Origin of the sequence: Streptomyces sp. NBC_01465 (genome assembly GCF_036227325.1) — a bacterium.
Taxonomy (GTDB): Bacteria; Actinomycetota; Actinomycetes; order Streptomycetales; family Streptomycetaceae; genus Streptomyces.
Genome location: NZ_CP109467.1, coordinates 8,956,288 through 8,974,020 on the forward strand (window position 1 = coordinate 8,956,288; position 17,733 = coordinate 8,974,020).

At 69.2% G+C, this 17,733-nt stretch carries 16 protein-coding genes; 4 read left to right on the plus strand and 12 right to left on the minus strand.

Going from position 1 to position 17,733, the window contains the following annotated elements; translation table 11 throughout:
• Positions 1-62: 62 nt before the first annotated feature.
• Positions 63-1,448 carry a Fic family protein gene (locus OG707_RS41565; RefSeq protein WP_329127377.1) on the minus strand — a complete coding sequence of 462 codons (1,386 nt, stop codon included), beginning with the start codon at positions 1,446-1,448 and terminating at the stop codon, positions 63-65.
• Positions 1,449-1,637: 189 nt separating this feature from the next.
• Here OG707_RS41565 and OG707_RS41570 point away from each other — a divergent pair, with 189 nt between their 5' ends.
• The 3 genes from OG707_RS41570 (at position 1,638) to OG707_RS41580 (ending at position 3,261) form a co-directional block, all read left to right on the plus strand.
• Positions 1,638-1,892, plus strand: coding sequence for an antitoxin MazE7 (locus OG707_RS41570; RefSeq protein WP_329127379.1), 255 nt, complete (start codon positions 1,638-1,640; stop codon positions 1,890-1,892).
• A gap of 3 nt (positions 1,893-1,895) precedes the next feature.
• Positions 1,896-2,267, plus strand: coding sequence for a toxin Doc (locus OG707_RS41575; RefSeq protein ID WP_329127381.1), 372 nt, complete (start codon positions 1,896-1,898; stop codon positions 2,265-2,267).
• Between the two features lie 112 nt (positions 2,268-2,379).
• Entirely contained in the window at positions 2,380-3,261 is an 882-nt protein-coding gene (locus OG707_RS41580) for a glycosyltransferase family 2 protein (RefSeq protein ID WP_329127383.1), read from the plus strand.
• 26 nt (positions 3,262-3,287) lie between these two features.
• On the opposite strand, the gene OG707_RS41585 is transcribed toward OG707_RS41580, so the two are convergent.
• The 10 genes from OG707_RS41585 to OG707_RS41630 form a co-directional block, all read right to left on the minus strand.
• The gene (locus OG707_RS41585) at positions 3,288-3,854 is read right to left on the minus strand and encodes a hypothetical protein (RefSeq protein WP_329127385.1); all 567 of its coding nucleotides are present in this window, start codon (positions 3,852-3,854) and stop codon (positions 3,288-3,290) included.
• 695 nt (positions 3,855-4,549) lie between these two features.
• A complete protein-coding gene (locus OG707_RS41590; RefSeq protein WP_329127386.1) occupies positions 4,550-5,689 on the minus strand; it encodes a C40 family peptidase in 1,140 nt (379 codons plus the stop codon).
• The gene (locus tag OG707_RS41595) at positions 5,686-7,863 is read right to left on the minus strand and encodes a hypothetical protein (RefSeq protein WP_329127388.1); all 2,178 of its coding nucleotides are present in this window, start codon (positions 7,861-7,863) and stop codon (positions 5,686-5,688) included. Before OG707_RS41595 ends, OG707_RS41590 begins: the two co-directional genes overlap by 4 nt.
• A 38-nt stretch (positions 7,864-7,901) precedes the next feature.
• The gene (locus OG707_RS41600; RefSeq protein WP_329127391.1) at positions 7,902-10,439 is read right to left on the minus strand and encodes an ATP-binding protein; all 2,538 of its coding nucleotides are present in this window, start codon (positions 10,437-10,439) and stop codon (positions 7,902-7,904) included.
• Positions 10,439-10,972 (minus strand): hypothetical protein, encoded by a 534-nt coding sequence (locus OG707_RS41605; protein WP_329127392.1) that lies wholly within the window; start codon positions 10,970-10,972, stop codon positions 10,439-10,441. Before OG707_RS41605 ends, OG707_RS41600 begins: the two co-directional genes overlap by 1 nt.
• A 95-nt stretch (positions 10,973-11,067) precedes the next feature.
• Positions 11,068-11,355 (minus strand): hypothetical protein, encoded by a 288-nt coding sequence (locus OG707_RS41610; protein WP_329127393.1) that lies wholly within the window; start codon positions 11,353-11,355, stop codon positions 11,068-11,070.
• Positions 11,356-11,382: 27 nt separating this feature from the next.
• Positions 11,383-12,483, minus strand: a complete 1,101-nt coding sequence (locus OG707_RS41615; protein WP_329127395.1) for a conjugal transfer protein — start codon at positions 12,481-12,483, stop codon at positions 11,383-11,385.
• On the minus strand, positions 12,480-12,749 hold the full coding sequence (locus tag OG707_RS41620) for a hypothetical protein (protein ID WP_329127396.1): 270 nt from the start codon (positions 12,747-12,749) through the stop codon (positions 12,480-12,482). The genes OG707_RS41615 and OG707_RS41620 overlap by 4 nt, the downstream gene beginning before the upstream one ends.
• A 41-nt stretch (positions 12,750-12,790) precedes the next feature.
• The gene (locus tag OG707_RS41625; protein ID WP_329127397.1) at positions 12,791-13,699 is read right to left on the minus strand and encodes a hypothetical protein; all 909 of its coding nucleotides are present in this window, start codon (positions 13,697-13,699) and stop codon (positions 12,791-12,793) included.
• A gap of 455 nt (positions 13,700-14,154) precedes the next feature.
• Positions 14,155-15,663 (minus strand): DUF2637 domain-containing protein, encoded by a 1,509-nt coding sequence (locus OG707_RS41630; RefSeq protein ID WP_329127399.1) that lies wholly within the window; start codon positions 15,661-15,663, stop codon positions 14,155-14,157.
• 579 nt (positions 15,664-16,242) lie between these two features.
• On the opposite strand from OG707_RS41630, the gene OG707_RS41635 reads away from it, so the two are divergent.
• Positions 16,243-17,019: an XRE family transcriptional regulator gene (locus OG707_RS41635; protein WP_329127400.1), complete on the plus strand. Its 777-nt coding sequence runs from the start codon at positions 16,243-16,245 to the stop codon at positions 17,017-17,019.
• On the opposite strand, the gene OG707_RS41640 is transcribed toward OG707_RS41635, so the two are convergent.
• Positions 16,987-17,325, minus strand: a complete 339-nt coding sequence (locus OG707_RS41640; protein ID WP_329127402.1) for a hypothetical protein — start codon at positions 17,323-17,325, stop codon at positions 16,987-16,989. The genes OG707_RS41635 and OG707_RS41640 overlap by 33 nt on opposite strands.
• Positions 17,326-17,733 lie beyond the last annotated feature (408 nt).

The following is a 17,733-nucleotide window of genomic DNA, read 5'->3' on the forward strand; positions in this document are numbered from 1 at the left end:
GCTGGTGCATCGGACTTCTGTGACTGGGCGCCAGAGTTGGCCGCGTTCGCCAACTGAAGCGCTCACCTCGATGCCAAGCCGGTCGAGTTGGCGGTGCGGCGCCGGGTCTCCGCAAGATGGGTGTTGATGTAGCGGCCGAGGATCAGTGGGTCCTGGGGGGTGTGGGCCTCGAAGGTGATGCGGCGCAGCAGGCTGACTCCGTCGAGTGCGACGCCCTCGCGGGCGAGGATGAAGACGAGAGTGAGGAACGCGGACCGGGCGTTACCGTCGCCGAAGGGATGAAAGAAGCAGACGTCGAGATAGGCGCGGGCGGCGCGGGCGGTCAGGCCGAGAGGCCGCTCGACGTCGGATGCACTCTCGGCCAGGCACGTGTCGAAGCGGGCAGGTATGTTCGGTCCGATGCCGTAGCGCTCCCGGCTTCCCTTGGCGAACGCGGGCGAGTTGCGGAACCGTGGCGGCTGCGGAGTACCCAGGAGGTGCTGATGCCAGCTGCTGAGCAGTGCGAAGTCGAGCCGCGCTCCGCGTGCCGCATCGGCTCGTAGCAATTCCAGGGCGCTGAGCAGGCCTTGGGCTCGGGCAGGGTCGATGGCGCCGTCAAAGGCCCGAATGTCCTCCGCCGCGCCGTCGCGAAGGGGCACTACCGGTCCGTCCGTACCACTGTCCGAGATCTCGTGCCACGGCACCGATTCACGCACCGCGAGCCAGCGCTGCAAGTGGTCTTGAGTCGGCGCGTCTGCGCGGGTACGGCCGTCGGCTGGCTGCAGAGACAGCGCAAGCTGCTCCGCGACGTCGTCGACCACCACCGTGTCAGGACCGGTCCAGCTGTGGAACCGTCCACCGATCGCCTCGTCCACCAGGCCTCGGGCCACGTCGGGCGCGACTCCCCAGCGATGGAGGAACCAGGTGAGCACTTGGCGGCAGTGGCCGTGCCAGCCACTGCCGCACCCGGTGCGGTCGACGACCTGCAGGATCAAGTTCCTCGCCGCGCGCTCCCACAAGATCCGCTGATCCTCGATGTCGGTCAGGTCCAGGGGGTACGCCTCGAACCAGTCGGCGAGGTACTCCAGCCACTCGCGCCACTCACGCAGGGCCGCCTCGACCCGGACCAGTGTCTCTTCCGACGTCGTGATCGAGTCCCGCGGACAGCACCAGCTTCCTACCGGTCCACCGTCGAAATCCCCCTCGTCGTGCGACCAGCGCCACCCGACGGTCCATCCGCCGTAGTACTGGACAAGGGCGTACGACATGGCGTCGGCCCAGCGCTCGGCCTCGCCATGGCTCCAGGTGCTCATCGCGGGGTCCCCGAAAGGGACGTCCGGGCGGATAGGTACACACTGGGCCGGGCCGAGCGAGCGCACCGTCTGCGCTACGGACGCGCCGTCGAAGGCATGACGGGCGGGGTCCACGTCGTCCCAGTTCAGGAGGTGAGGAGCCAATTCAACGATCACCGCCCAAGCCTGCCACGCTCACCGGGCGCCCTAAGGTAGTTTTCCCCGCTCAGGAGCGCGACGGGCCTGCTGTCGCCACCTCCGACGCACAGCCCCGCTAACTCAAGCGCTCATCCGCCAACTGTGATGCCCGGTCACAACTTCACCAATCGGTATGCCCAGCAGCATACTGAGGGGCATACTTGAAGGGTGGACGACAAAGACACCAGCGTGAAGATCGACACGAGCACAAGGGACCGCTTCAAGGCCCTCGCCAAGGGGCGAGGCCTCACGATGCGCGACTACCTCGCCGAACTCGCCGAACGCGAAGAACACGAGAGGTTCCTCGACTCCGCGACGGCCGCCTTCAAGCGGGCCGTCGAGCGCCCCGGCATCGCTGAGAACTTCGACCGCGACTTCGGCGGACTGCCCACAGCCGACCACACCACGGGCCAGGCGGCCTGAGTTGTGGAACTGCTCATCGACCACCGATGGCTTCTGGCTCAGCAGGAAGTACTGCTCGGCAAAGACCTCACCGTGCACGACTACTCGATCTTCGTCGGGATGGGCGCACGCCACCGGGTGAACACCCCGCGCCTGGGCGAGGAACCCGACGCCTCCTGGCGCGCCGCAGTGCTCGTGGAAGAACTCGTCCTGCTACGGCCGCTGCCGGCCCGCAACGAGTACTTCGCCTACGGTGTCGCCACCGCATACCTCGAAGCCTCGGCCCAACCCATCGAGGCCGCCTACGAACTGTGGCGCGACCTCATCACCGACATCCGAGCCCTGCGCCTCGACGTCTACGACATCGCCGACCGGCTCCGGTCCTGGAGCATCTGACTTCGACGGGGCATCCCGCTTTAAGGCTGTTGCTGCTTGGTACGAGGTGGTGCGGCGGGCACCTCGCGCGGCGCTAGCATCGGCACTCCACCGCCCTTGGGAGTTTGCCGCTGTGTCGTTGCCGCGTATCGGAGTTGTCATCGTGACCATGGGCACACGCCCGCGGGAACTGGAGGCTCTACTCACTTCGGTGGAGAAGCAGGATGCGCCGGCGGCTCGAGTGATGCTGATCGGCAACTCAACGCCCCTCACGGACGTGAACGTGGCGGAGAACGTGACCAAGGTCCCGCTCGAGGAAAACCTCGGCTGTCCAGGAGGCCGCAACGTCGGCCTGAAGCTGCTGCGCGACTCCGGCGAGGTCGATGTCGTCATCGAGTTGGACGACGACGGTCTGCTCATCGACGCGGACGTATTCGCAAGGGTCCAGCAGCTGTTCGCGTCCGAACCGCGGCTCGGGATTGTCGGATTCAGGGTGGCTGACGAACACGGACACACCGAGCGACGCTGGGTGCCCCGCCTGCGCGCCGACGATCCGATGCGCCGCGGCCCGGTGACCGCGTTCCTCGGTGGAGGCCACGCCTTTTCCATGCGGATGCTCAAGGAAACCGGGCTGTGGGCGGGGGAGTTCTTCTTCGGGCATGAGGAGTCCGACCTGGCGTGGCGAGCGCTGGACGAGGGCTGGAAGATCCTTTACGAACCCGAGCTTGTCCTGCAGCACCCGGCGACGTCCCCAGCTAGGCATGCGGTCTACTACCGCTTCACGGCGCGAAACCGGGTGTGGCTGGCGCGCCGGAGGCTGCCGTGGCCGCTGATTCCCGTCTACCTCGGAGTGTGGATCCTCCTCACCGTGGCGCGTATCCGATCCGTGGCCGGACTGAGAGCGTGGTGCGGCGGCTTCGTTGAGGGTCTGCGGACGTCATGTCCACCGCGCAAGGCGATGAAGTGGCGCACGGTGTGGCGTATGACCCGGCTGGGCCGCCCTCCGATCTTCTGAGCAGCTCAGCGTTTGGTGGAGGTCGCCTACCAGTCGGTGAGATCCACCAGGCGGCGGCAGTGCGGGTCCTCGGAAGCCTCGGAAGTTCGCCACTCCTCTCCGAGCAACGAGGGCAGTGCTGCCAGCAGCGCGGTCAGCGCACCACCCGGCCGCACGTCTGCGGCGACCACGCCGGGGAACTCGTCGCTGTCCATGTACAGGCGCAGCAGGCCTCCTTCGAGGAAGAGGAACCCGCGCAGATGCGGACCGGCCGACTCTTCTGACGGGTGGGCCAGGCACCGCAGCAGAGTGGCGGACCAGTCGTCCGTGGTGAACGGGGCCTCTTTCACCTGTTCCGGATCGACCAGATACAGGTCCATCCCCATGGTGGAAGTGACCCTGTGTGCCGGGTAGATGTGTGTGCCGGTGTGCACTGCGCGAAGCAGCGCGACGACGTCGTGCGCGGTGCGCAGTCCCTCACCGTCGCGGAGCGGGATCTCGTACGCGGTCAGTTGGTCCGGTGCGCACTCACCTCTGTCTCCGAGGACGGCCCGCACCGCCGGCGCATGTGACGGTGCGGGCAGAATTCCGCGTACGTACTGGTCCTCCAGCACTGGTGCGTAGACGAAGTTCAGCAGGAGGCCGGCTGTTTCACCTGAAGCTCTTCGATCTCTCGGTCGTCCTCGCTCACGAAGTTACTCATTCACCCATTTTGGACACTTCTGCATGCCATTGCAGTACGCGGTGATTACGCCGACCACATGGCCGCGTCCGGCGTCGGTACCTTCCGTCGTCCGTCTTGCGCGCGTACCGCACCTTGACGATGAGCTTCACGCGCCCTTAGACCCGGTTCGTGGCCAGCCCCAGTACTGGATGTTGGCGCCCCGCACCTTGTCTACGTGGCCCTGGATCGGGATGTTGGCGATGGCGCACTTCTTGAGGTTGTACTTCCCGGAGAAGTGGTTCCAGCCCAGTTCGCCGTTGCCGACGCGGGTGGGGATGTGGCGGCCATCAGAGTCGGTTGTGCTGCACTTGACGCTCTTGTTCAGTACGGACCTGCCTGGGCCGGGGCGGCGAAGCAGACGAGGAGCATGGTCGCCGCGGCGACAGGGGACACGAGTGCGGAGACCTTCTTCATGTCATGGAATGTGACATGTGCAGATTTGTGGAGTAGGCGGCTGAACCGGCATTCCCTCTATCTAGTTGTTTGTCATACCGGGCGCGAGTTGCTGGCGGGACCGGAGAGGACTGAGGGATGCCGGAGTCTGTTGGCCGAGGAGGCCCGCCCGGCGCTCGGTGCTCTTCGGGTTCACCCGGTGATTCTGCGTACGGCGAGCACCGACTCCAGGTCGATCTTGACCACGTCCACCGACCGCCCCGGCCGGGGCGCCTGCACGAGCAGTCCATTTCCGATCGCCATGGCCACGTGCTCGGGCCGTGACGCGGCGCCCACGGTGAAGATCAGGTCGCCCGGGCGGATCGCGGAGACAGCGACGGGGCGTCCCACCTTCACCTGGTCGTAGGTGACGCGGGGGAGCTCGATGCCGGCGACACCGTACGCGCGCTGCATCAGCGAGGAGCAGTCGCACCGGTCGCGGGGCTCGCTGCCGTGCGGGTTGGTGCAGGTGCCGCCCCATTGGTAGGGGGTGCCGAGTTGGTCGAGAGCCCACCGGATCGCGGTGCGCACCGCCACGGGAGCGGCGGGGATCTGGTAGCCGGCCGGAAGTTGACCAGACGTCCCCGGATCGATGCTGACCTCATGCCCGCAACGCCGCGTTGCGGAGCTCGTCGTGTACGTACTGGCGATGGGGGAGCCGAGGGTGGGGGCGATGGCCTGTTGCAGCGCGGTGGCGAGCGCTTCGTGGCGGGCGTACGCGCCGGGGAATGCGGACTTCTGGACCTTCTGGGCGGCGTCGGTGAGTCGCAACTGCTCCCAATGCTTCACGGACTTCAGCGCCCGGTAGAACTTCGTCGCCGCGTACACGGGGTCGAGGATCTGCGCCCGGGTGCCCCAGCCCTGCGAGGGCCGCTGCTGGAACAGGCCGAGGCTGTCGCGATCCCCACCCGACAGGTTGCGCAGCCCCGATTCCTGCAGGGCGGTGGCGAGCGCGATCACCTGCCCGCGGGCGGAGACCTTCAGCTGGACTCCGGTCGCGACGATCACCCTCGCGTTGGGGATCTGCTCGGCAGGAGCGGAGAGCCCGGAGACCGTGACCGTGCTGGTACTCCCGGCGAGGACGGCGCGCACTTGTGCAGCGACCTGCGCGGCATCAACTTCCTCACCGCCGGCGCCGCCGGTGGTGGTGCACTGGGATCGGTTGCGGGCGGCGGCCTGGGCCTGGTCGTTGCCGACGCCAGCCACGTTCGCGGCGATCGCGGTCAGCAGGACCAGAGCAAGGGTGACGACTGCAGAGCCTGCCACCGCCCAGGCCTTGACCGTCTTGGTCATGGACGGCCCCCGGCGGGGCGACGGTTGAGGCGCTGACGCAGCTGCTGCTGTCGCGGGGAAGCCGCGGGCTGCGTCGGCACTGGATGGTTGGGGGTGTGCCGCTGCCCGGCCCGCGCGCCGACCACGCCGGGCGCGCGGGCGGGAGGCCCGTTCGACTGCGGAACATTGGGGCCACTGGGCTGCTGCGGCCCCGCCATGATGAGCTGGAGGCCGGGGCCAGCAACCATGCCGGGGCCGTGGCCGCCCGGAGTCGGCTGCGGCACGGGCGTCTGCCCCGGATTCGGCAGAGGCCGGGGCCGTTGCGTGGGGCCGCGGCCGGGACCGGTGGTCCGCCCGCGGGGCCGGTGGCGGCCGCCGTAGCCGAGGCGCGACATCAGCATGGTTGCGCCGACCGAGCTGGGCAGCGCGTACGCGGCGGCCGCGACCGGGTTGCCCTGGGCGAGGGAGGTGGCGACCAGCGCGCCGCGGACCATGCCGCGAGCGACAGTCCGCGCGGGGTGAGGTTTCTTGGCGATCGGCGTGGAGGCGGGCGGGGCGAAGATGCTTCCGTGCGTGCCGCCGATCCGCCCGCTGCTCATCTTGGAGCGGAAGTTGCCCGCGATCCGCTGCGAACTGGTCGTGATCTTCTTGCGTTTGATGAGGGCACCGATGCACAGGAAGTCGACGGTCAAAAACCGCAGGGTCAGCTCGGTGCCCTGGTTCTGCACGGGGTCGAGGACGGCCTGGATGAACACGATGAACACGGCGAGCGCGACGACGGACCAGATCATCTCGGTCAGGGAGCGCAGCACGGAGGCGCACCAGTCCCACAGGATGCCGCGCCCGAAGCCGGGCAGGGTGCCGGCGACGAGGGCGGCCTCGCCGCGGACCGCGTCCCACGCGATGCGTGCCTGGGCGATGAGGAAGCGGCCGGTGAGGGCGACGATCAGCACGGTGACGATGAGGGCGGCGAGCAGCAGGAACAGGGCCCCGCCGATCTTGTCGAGGGACGCCTCCTTCGCACTGGCCGCGTCGGGCACGCACTTGGCTTCGAAGGCATCGTCTGGCGGATTCCCGAAGTGGTCGACGGCCCACTGCACCGACATGTCGATCTGCGTGTCGTACCACGTGGAGACGGTTCCGCTGGGGGTGATGTAGTCGGCCAGCCCAGTCAGCTTCTTCAGCACCGACATGCGGCCCGACACCTGGCGGTCGTAGCTGAGCTGGGAGAGCTTGGTGTCGGAGTACAGCTTCGCGCAGTCCCCGTCGAAGACTTGTCCGTACTGCAGGAGCATGGCCGGCTTGACGACGAACGCGTCGGTCAGCGCGTTGGTCAGCGGGCGGGCCAGAGCGGCCGGGTCGACCTGGGTGGGTGAACTACGGGAGGTGGACGTGTCGTTGGGGTGGGCGTCCAGGATGACGTCGGCGACCTCCAGGGCCAGGCCGCGGGCCATGGCCAGGGCCCCGTCCTGATCACCCATCAACGTCTGCGGGGTAGAGACCAGCATCGTCGAGGTCAGGGCGGCGATCAGCAGGGACAGTGCGGCGTCACCCCAGCCGCGGGTCCGGTCACCGAAGAAAATCCGGGCCACACACACCAGGGCGCACACCGAAAGAAACAGCCCCGGCAGGCCCATCTCCAGGATCACCCGCGCGTGCAGACTCCCCGTCACGGACAGCACCGGGGTCATCAAGAGCTTCGCCAGACCGAAGGACAGCGCCCAGGTGATGAGCCAGCAGCAGAACGCGATCACCCACTTGGTGATCAGGAAGCACAGCTCGGTCAGGAAGTTCTGAACCCCCTTGCTCCAGTCCAGCACGCCCCCGGTATCCGACTTCACGGTGTACGCGGAAATCGGCATGCCGCCGGAGTCGACGACATTGAACACCGACAGGATCCCGCCCTCCTGGGGCAACCGCTTACGCAGCGCATCGGTGCGCTGCTGCAACAACGTCTCCTGCGCCGCCTTGGAGAACCGCTCGCCCTGTTCCCGCAGGACTTCCTCGATCTGCGCCATCTCCTCGGCACTCGGCGCACGCTGCGCCCCTGCCGCCGGGGTGGTCGCCGGCGCGGTGGAAGACGGTGACGGTGTCGGGGTGGGCGCGGCCTGGGCGGGCAGTACGGACAGCCAGGTGAACGCGGTGGCCACCAGGGCGGCGACGACCAGCGCCCAGCGCAGCCGCGCACCCCCCAAGACCCGCAAGTTCAGCCCGGTTCGGCCGCGCCCGGCCCTCATGCCGCGCTCCGGTAGTCGCTGGGCGTGGTGTGGATGGCGGGGGTGATCTGTGGGTCGTCGGGGATGACGACCTTCATCAACCCGATCCGCCCCGACAGGTCGCGGTAGAGGCACTCGCCGGCGCGGGCGGACTTCTCCTGCTCGGAGACGTTGATGGGCGACAGCCCGGTCGTCACCAGCTCGAGGAGGTCCTGGTCGTCGGCGTCCACACCGAGGAACTCCAGCCCGCGCATCGCCAGGGTGCGGGTGGTCTGGCGGAACATCAGCCGGTGCGGGATCAGCCCCCGGATGATGACGCCCTTCTCGCTGTCGGCCGGCCCGATGTCGTCCGGGTCGTGACTGCCGACGTACGCGGCCCCGTTCCTCTTGCGACCGTCCCGCAGGAGTTCCAGCAGCAGGTCCAGGCCCTCGTCCGAACTCGTCAGCCACCAGCACTCGTCGAAGACCGCGACCGCGAACTCGTCCTTGGAGGCCAGGACCGTTTCCCTCGCGACGGCGGCGATCAGGTACATCACCGCCCGCCCCAGCACCTTCTCGAACTCCAGGCGCTCGATGCGGTGCGCGGAGGCCAGCTCCGCCTTCTTCGGCAGCGCCAGCGCGTTCACAGCGAACACCACCGAAGCGGCGCTCTGGGTGTCGACGACCGGCAGGGTGGGATCGAAGACGACCGCGGTGAGGTCCTTGCGCGCGACGGCCTTGAGCTTGCGGGCCAGGGTGTGCGAGGCACTGTCGTTGGCGCCGCGGACAGACAGCTCCTCCATGAGCGCCTGCATGGAGGGGTTCGGGCGCTCCAGGACGGCTTCGACGGCCTCGGAGAGGGCGACGCCCTCCAGGTCCATGGGCCGCACCCCGAGGAACAGGGTCAGGAACGATTCGCAGTAGCGGGAGGCGACCTTGGGGGAGTGGGCGTACATGCGCAGCGGGTCCAGGGAGACCTCCGCGCTCTGGTCTATGCGGATGATCTGGGTGGTGCCGGGGCAGGCCTGCGCGAAGCGCACCCACTCCTCGTCCTTGGTGCGGTCGACGATGACCACCCGCCCCCGCGAGGCGGGCCGGCCCGGCTGATGGCCGCGGGCCAGCACGTTGTAGACCGCCGCCTTCTCACCCGTCGACTTGCCCGCGCCGAGTTCGCCGATGAACGCCATCGACCCCGAGGCGTCCTCGCGTGGCCCCCTTGATGCGTCCAGCAGGACCGGGCGGATCCCACCGGAGACGACCTGCCACCCGTACAACCCGCCCCGCTCGTCTCCCAGTACCTGACCGGACCAGGGCATCGACATCGCGAAGTCCTTCGCGAGGAGGTACTGGGCGTAGCCGAGCAGTACCCGCGGCGTGCGGCAGCCCGGCAGCATCCCGTGCCACAGCGCCGACTGCTCGCCCACCGGCCGGTTGAAGGTGTAGCCGGTCGCCCCGAAGTCCGCCGCGAGGGACTGCGCCCGCTCCTGGGCTTCGTCCGCGCTGGTTCCCCAGACGGCGAGGGTGACCATGGCGCGGAGCTCCACCTCCCGCTGCGATGTGCTGAGGCGCTCGCCGAGCTCCTGGTTGTCCTGCTTGTTCTCCTCGATCGCCGCCGGGGGCCCTGCCGGGTCGCCTTCGTACTCTGCTGCCTGCGCCTCCAGGACTCGGGTACGCCGCCGGATCTTCGGTTCGGCCTTCACCCCCGGCGTGATGTGCAGGCGCACCGACCAGTCCACCGGGTAGTCGAGGTCATCGAGTTGCTGCAGATACGCGGCCCCGGGCAGGGCGAATGCGGCGGGCATCTCCGACAGCGCGAGCAGCGCCTGGAAGGAGGACCCCGCTTCGGTGGTGACCTGCAGGTAGCGGCGGTTGAACGGATTCGCGGGCAGCGCGGTGCGCCTGGTGTCGGCTCCGCCCTCGGCGAGCAGCGTCTGGCCAACCCCCGCCGCTGTACGGCCCCGCCGCGACGCCTTGTGTGCGGCGTCGTCGGGGAGCAGCGGCTCGACAACACCACGCCGGGCACTGTGCCCGTAGATCCACAAGATTTCCGCCTCGCCCGCAGGCCGCATCACCACCCCGCTGGGCCACTGCGCCTGCATCCGGGCCGCCTGCGCGGTGCGCTGCTCCACCTCGCGGGTGCCCACCGCGGCGGGCAACAGCCCCAACTGCAGCGCCAGTTCGGCCCGAGCCGAGGCCAGCACGCTCAGCAGCCCGTCCTTGAAGGAAAGGTTGGGCAGGGGGATCGCCAGCCAGTCGGTGCGCCCGGTGAGCTCCATCGTCTCCAGCTGGTCCAAGACCGTGTGGCCGAGCTGCTCGTAGCGCGGGCTGCGGGCCAGGTCGACGTCGGCGACCATGGCGCGCACCACGGTGACCGGGTCGACCTGCGGGCACAGGGAGAGCAGCATCGGCTCCCCGGTCAGCGACTTGAACAAGGCCTCCAGCGCTTCCAGCCGGCGCTTCTTCGCCGCGTGCGGGGCGTGGGAGAAGTTCGCGGCCTCCACCCGCCAGATCGCCCAGCAGGTGCCTAGCGTGGTCCAGATGATGTTGTTGGCGATGTGCCGTACGGGCAGGCGCATCAGTCCTCCAGGGAAGTCGATGTCGGCGCCGCAGTACGGCGGGCGAGAAGGGCCTGCACTCCGGAGACCACCGGACGGCCGGGCACACCCGGGGCCGGGGCAGGGGGCACGGGGCTCGGAGCGGTCGGGGCGTGAGGAGTACGCAGTGCGGGGCGAGTTGGCGGGTCGGCAACCGCGGGCGGGGCTGGTGCCGGCTGTCGAACGGGTTCTGCGGGCGTGCCGAGGGTGATGAGGCAGTCCGTGCGCCGCGCGGGGGCGGGCCGCCACGACCGGCCATCCAGGCGGCCGCGCCGCGGACTGGCAAGCATCAGCCCCACGCTCAGCACCGCGGCCAACGGGTTGCGGCCATCCACGTGCAGGTAGCGCAGCGCGAACGCCGCGGCGAACGGCAGCAACAAGACGGCCGCCGCGTCCGCATACCCGTGACCACCCCACACCGGGCGCGTGAGGACCAGCAGGACCGCGGTGGCCACCATCGCCCCGAGCTGCGTGAGGGTGTAGGGCCCGAACGGGAGGCGGATGCTGCGCCCCATGCCGCCCGGAATGACGCCCACGACCGTTGGGGCACGGCGCGCCTTGGTGTAGCAGCGGCCGACGAGATCCTCGATCCCCTCCGGAGCGGCGGCGTTCACTGGTCGCCCTGCAGGGTGGTGGGACCGCCGTCGTACTCATTGACGGTCGAGGTCGTCTTGTCCTTGAGGGTCCCCATGTCCGAGGACAGCCCCCACACCACCCCCGCCAGGATCACCGCCATGATCGTCGGCCCGGCCGCCTTGGACTTCCAGCCGGTCACGACGACGAACAGCCCGCACAGCACGGGGATGGCGATGTTGAAGATGAGGCTCTTGGTGTCGGTGCCGAAGTGGGTCAGCGTGGAGATCCAGCCGGCGGACAGGGTGACGGATGTGGTGTGCACGATGAACTCCTTGCGGTTGTCGAAAAATCAGGAGGTGGGCGACGGCGAGAGGGGTGCGGCAGCAGTCCGGGCGCCAGCGGCAGGAGCGGGTGCGGGGGCACCATCCAGGGAGGCGATCTCCCACCGCCCGGCCCTCGACTTGAGGGTCAGCGCGTACGTCAGGGGGACTCGCACCTGGTCGGAACCGGTGGCGTGCACGCTGACCAGCAGGCGCAACGTGGTGCCGTCGACGGGCACATTCGTCTCCGACTCGGCACCCCCCGCGCCCTCAACGGCGAGCTGGTCGACGGACAGAGCCGTGTACGGAGCAGGGCGGATCGGCGAGACCTGCACCCCAGGGGCGAGGTAGCGGTCCAGCTCACCGCTCCCGGTCAGGTAGGCGGTGAGGAACTCGATGACGGCCTGGGTCCGCGCATCGGCGGGCGACGCCGGCTGCATGAGCCCGTAGACCAGATCCGGTGCGGCGATCCTCGGGGGTGCGGAGACCTCCGCCGGCATCGACAGCGCGACGTACCCCGTCGCCCCGCCCGCTGCCGGGCCCGTCGCCACCGGCACCTGGAAGTAGCGGAGTTCACCACCCACACGGGCGCTGGCATCGGGTGAGGCCATCGCAGTCGGCGTCGGCGTGGCATCACTCGGCGCCGCCGTGGTGACCTGCGCGGCCACCGTCACCGACCACACGGCGGCGTCGGTCTGCCGCAGCCTCACCACCGTCAACTGCTCACCGCTGCGCCGGTTCGGGGCCCCCTCGAGGCGGAGGTCGGCGGCACCGGGGAAGAACGCGGCGAGCGTGTCCTCATCGCCCTCTCCCGCCCGCAGATACGCGGCGACGAACAGGCTCGCGAAGCCCGCCGCCCCCTGGGACCCGGTCGCCACCGGGGTGCCCTGCGCGGCGGCCGGCCGGGGGCCGGCGGCAACCGACGGGATGGAGAGGCAGGCGGCTGCCCCCAGCATCGGGCCGACAAGAAGCAGTGCCCAAGCGGCCCACCGAAGCAAGGTGCTGGTGTTGGCGCGTGCTCCCGTCGACCAACCGTCCGAGGGGTCGGGGTGCTGCTCCGTCAGCTGCTCGGGGCCAGCCTCCACGAAGCCGGCACCCCGAGAGGAACGGCGCAGGAGAGAGCGCTTCATGCCGCACCGCCCGACGGCTGCTCAAGGCGCCGACCGGTCAACTCTGCAATCCGCTCACGCAACTGCGCCTCGGGGCGCAGCTCCAGCACCCGCAGCGACGCCAGCACCCCGGCGGCCTCGTCCATGAGGAAGGGGCGCAGCTTGTCGTGCGTCACCGGGTCGAAGGGATGAATCACCAGAGCGGCACCGAGGTTGATCAGCGTCCGCTGGGCGCGGGTGACCCTCTCTGCGCCGGTGTCGAGTCGGACCGTTACGCGGCGAGGCATCGAATGAACTCCAACCATCAAAAAGGGGTGGGCGAGGGTGGTCAGGCCGCGCGGCGGTGCGCGGAGCGCAACCGGCCAAGCGCCCGGCTGCGCCGCTGCTGCCACGCGGCGGGCGTCGTGCCGACCACGGCGGCGGCCCGGGAGTCGGGAACGGGGATGGAGGCGTAGTGCCAGGCGATGGCCCGCGCATCGGCGCCGCAGAGCGTGCCGTTCTCCATCGCGTCCAGGACCAGGTCGAGGAGCTCAAGGCGCGCACTGTGCGTCTGCTCCTCAGCGAACGGGTCGCCGCCCGCGGACAGCCCGGCGGCGGCCGCCGCCGTACGGACCTCCCGACCGGCGACGTACTCGTCTGGCCCGGGCGACGGGTCCGCCAGATCCTCGGCGGCCGCCAGGTCCTCCCCGCGCTCCTCGCGTTCTGCGGCCAACTCTCGGCACACCCGGCGCAGCGCATCGAGCGCGAGGTTCGCCGCCGGGCGGCCGGGGCGAGCGTGGATCCGCCCCGAGCGGGCCACCTCGTACAGTGCGGCGATCACCATGGGCGCGACGTCGTCGAAACGGCGGCCGCCGAAGGGCCGAACCTGTCCGCGGGTCATCCGCACCGCGGCCGGGATCATCGCCTGCACCACGATCCGCCCGGCCAGGATCGCGGACCGGTCATGACCGGCCGCGCGCTCCAGCAGACTGCGCAGCACGGCGTCGGTCAGCTCATCGCTCAGCGCTCCCGCCGGCGGGCGCAGCGCGGCGAGGAGCTCGGCGGGACCCAGCGCGCGCACCCAAGAATCGGTCACAGCGGCGACGCCCTCGGCGAGACGATCGGTCGTCAGCCAGTCGGTCACCGCCATTCGTACGGAGGTGTCCGCGCACAGCAGCGCCCAGTCGGCGTCCAGGTCGGCGAAGACTCCACCAGCGGCGAGGCCGGTGGCGGGGGCGGGGCGATTCAGGTTCAGCACGGCACAGCTCCTTTCGGATCTCGTGCCGTGAACTCTCCTCACACCGGGTTGCCGAACGTCTTGCCGAAATCACGAAAAGACCAGCTCAGAGCCTTCTGGCAAGCCAATTGGCAAGCCCCATGTCCCCCTCGGCAAGCCCCCGATAGCCGGGCGAAGCAACCCCCGGCAAGCCCCCCAGGGGCGTGACAAGCCGAAGCGCATCCGGCACCACGGTGCTCACACGGGGCCGTTGCGAGACTAGCCTGCCAGCGGTCACGGACCCGGCCGGATCGGTCACGACCGGTGACCGACCGCGGGAGGACCGGTCACCCCTCACCCGCCCAACAACCGGTCACGACCGACCGCGCGCCGCGACCGGTCACGCACTACAGCCGGGGAAATCGGTCATCGCCGGAACCCAGACGCACAGGTGCCGATGACCGGTCCCGGTCATCGGCACCTCTACGAAAGCAGGATCAGGAGCGGCCGTTGACCGATCGCAGGCGCGCACGCCCCTGCGTCCGCGCCTGCTCCTCAGCGAACTTCCGCGCGTTGCGCAGCGCACGCTGACCCGTACTCGGCGAGACCTCCAACCGGCGAGCCACCTCCGCCCCGGACAACTTCTTCCCCTCCGCCTCGGCCTCGGCCAACCATCCCGCGACCGTACGAACCCGCCGCTCCTCGGCATCGACTTCCGGCTCCTGGCGCTCCTCCGGCACCCGGGCCGTCGCCGCACCGGCCTCGGCCACCGCGCCCTCCCACACCAGCGGATCCCCAGCCACGCCCAGCACATCGAGGGAAGTCTGCTGACCCCCGACACCCACCCCTTCGTGAGCAGCTGCTGCAGGAGCGACCGTCTCCTGCACAGCGACCGGCTCAAGCGGCTGCTCCGCCTCAACCGAGAACACCTCCAGAGAGCTCTCAGAGAAAGCCGGTTCCGGCGACCTCACGGGACCGACGGGGCCGGCGAACTCAGCACCGTTCGCGTCCAGATGCTCCGGGCCGGGGAAGCCCAAGTCCTCGGCCCGGTGGGCGCGGGTCTCCTCGACCGCAGCCTCCGCGAATGTCGGCTCGTCCTCGACCGGCCGGTGCATGGGCTCGGCCTCCGCTTCCGCAGCGCGCGGCCCGGGCACGAAGCCGTACGCCGGCCTTTCGAGATCGCCGTCGTGCACCTGCTGCCCGGTGAGCCACGACTCCTCGGATCCGGGCGCCGAATCCAGGACCGGGTAGGAGAGCTGCTGTCCGTCAGCCTCTGCTGCAGCATCGCTGACCCGTACGACGGACACGAACGGTGTCTCGATCCCGGCGGCGGCAAGTCCTGCGGGGGCGGTGTCCGCGAGCGGGACCCCGTACTTCGCCAGGCGCAGCGGCATCAGGGACTCGACCGGGGCCTTGCGGCGCCAGGCGCGGCCGTAGCGTGCCTGGAGGCGGGCCTGGTAGATCAGGCGGTCCTGCTCCAGGCGGATGACCTCGTCGTAACGGCGTAGCTCCCACAGCTTCATACGGCGCCAGAGGCGGAACGTGGGGATCGGGGAGAGCAGCCAGCGCGTGAGGCGCACGCCCTCCATGTGCTTGTCCGCGGTGATGTCCGCGATCCGGCCCACCGCGTGGCGCGCGGCCTCGACGGAGACGACGAACAGGATCGGGATCACGGCGTGCATCCCGACGCCGAGCGGGTCGGGCCAGGCGGTCGCGCCGTTGAACGCGATCGTCGCCGCCGTCAGCAGCCACGCCGTCTGGCGCAGCAGCGGGAAGGGGATTCGGATCCAGGTCAGAAGCAGGTCCAGGGCGAGCAGGACACAGATGCCCGCGTCGATCCCGATGGGGAAGACCACCGAGAAGTTCCCGAAGCCCTTCTCCTGGGCGAGCTCGCGGACCGCCGCGTAACTCCCTGCGAAACCGATCCCGGCGATCACTACCGCACCGGCTACGACAACACCGACGAGTATCCGGTGCGTTCGTGTCAGCTGCAGTGGTGTCGCCACGAGTAGATCCCGCCCCCTGTATGGACTGCCGCCTTTAAGTCGAACAGTCTTTCATTGACGGCTGTTGCGTGAGGGTTCTGGTGACGCACTCGTTTCATCGTCCACCACCCCTAGCTTCCGACCCAGCCCGTAGAGGGCTCCCGCGCCGGGCGAATGGAGGTTGCTTCCACAGGGTGCTGGGCAGTGGGCTGCGCCGGGTGCTAGATACCTGTACCGAGGGCTGCACCGAGAGTTGCACCACCCCTTTCCGCGCATCCTTCACCGCGCCTGGTCAGCGCCGGTTGGCAAGCCTCTCCCGTCTGACGACACCTCTACTCCGCGATAGGCGGAGGAGAGGCCCTGCTCTTGGGACGACGCGCTCTGTGCAGCTCACCCCACTCCATCCGTGGACTGCAGTCGAAGAGCGCGTGCTCGGGATCAAGTACGGGAGGAACTCCTTGCCCGGGAAGCGCAGGAGATCATCCGCTCACCACCGTCCTGCTCGTCGGCAGCACAGGCTGATACCTGTAGTTCCCCTCTGATCTGGGCAGGTTGATAGTGGGGAGCGCGCGGATTCGCTCAGGGATGTGGAGGGCGGCCATGGCGGAAGATGCTCACGTGGAGTCGGCGTTGAAGCGGGCACGCACCGCCCGCAACTTGACGCAGGAGGCGGCCGTCGATGCGCTGAACGCTCTCACTGGGGGTTCCACGGACGCGAGTCTGCTCAGTGCCTGGGAGCCGGGGCGCCGGCGGACAGGCAAACGCAACCGCGCAGCGCTGTGCCGGTTGTACCGGGAGCGCACGGAGGTGCTGTTCGCGCATCAGGACGGTGCGCAGGCCAGCGTCCTGGAGCAGTCGGGGACCGCTGTGGTGGTTCGGGTCCTGACCCGGTACTCCGATCTGGTCGAGGTGGTGGCCGGCGCCCAGGAGCACTTGGTGGTGACCGGTTCGCACAGCCGCGAGAAGACGTACCTGTCGTCGATCGAGACGGCGGTGGCCCAGCGGCCCAACCTGGTGCACTACCGCGTCCTGTACGGGCCACCATGCCACCAGGAACTGCAGGCACATCTGCTGCGGCTGCTGGAGTTACGGGACCCGCGAGCACGCCACAACGGGATCAAGACGCTGCATATCGGGTTGGTGGAGCCCTGGTCGGCGATGGAGCGCTACTTCGTGGCGTCCGAGACGGCGGCGGTGGTGCCGCTGCCCAGCCTGCACGGGGCAGAGGGTTTCGACTGTGGAGTGGTACTGAGCCGGGAGGCCGCGGTGGGGCTGGTGCACCATGGCCGGGAAGCGTGTGCGTCGACCCGCCCCGTGGAGAGCTCGGAGGCGGTGCTCGCGCTGTCAACAGCCCGCAGCAGTGCGAGCAGGAGGTGAGGAGGGCGTAAACGAGCACCTGGTGGCCGCCGCCGCACAGCAGTCGGCATCCGTGACTGCACTGGACCCGGCACTGACAGCGAAGTCGATCCACCGCTGTTCGGTGCTCTTGACGTGCTCCTCCGGAATACCAGGCGAGGCCATGACCTCCTCAATTAGCGCAGCGACCTCTCGCTGCACGCGCGCGTCCTCAGTGTGCAGCGCGGCCGTCACCACCTCGGCGTCACCGACCCAGATGTTCGGATTGAAGACCAACGCGCGGCCGTCCTTACTCTGCACCTCGCGCACGAGGCTGACGGTGGTCAAGCAGCCCAACGCCCGCTCGGTAGACTCATCCCCGTAGCCAGAGCCTGCCTGCAGAGCCGCAGGGCGCTCCAGCGGCTGGATTGAGGTCGCCCGCATGATCTCCAGCCGGCGGGCTGCGTCGGCGTGGCAAACAGCATGCCCAGCAGCCGATCCGTCGCACCCAACAGCTCGGCATTCGGCGGAACGAAGGCCGCCACGCTGACCAGCCCCCCGTCGGGCCGCCGGTCGCACTGAACCCAGCCCAGCTGTTCCATCGTAGGCAGCACAAACCGCTCAAGCTCCAACGGTCCGATCTTGGCTTCGATGCCGATGGCCCGTACTCGCTCGACCGAGGAAACTTGGGCGTTACGAGCTCTTTGGCTCGATGGGTTGACTGAACTCCTTAATAGCAGTGTGCTGCAGCCTCTA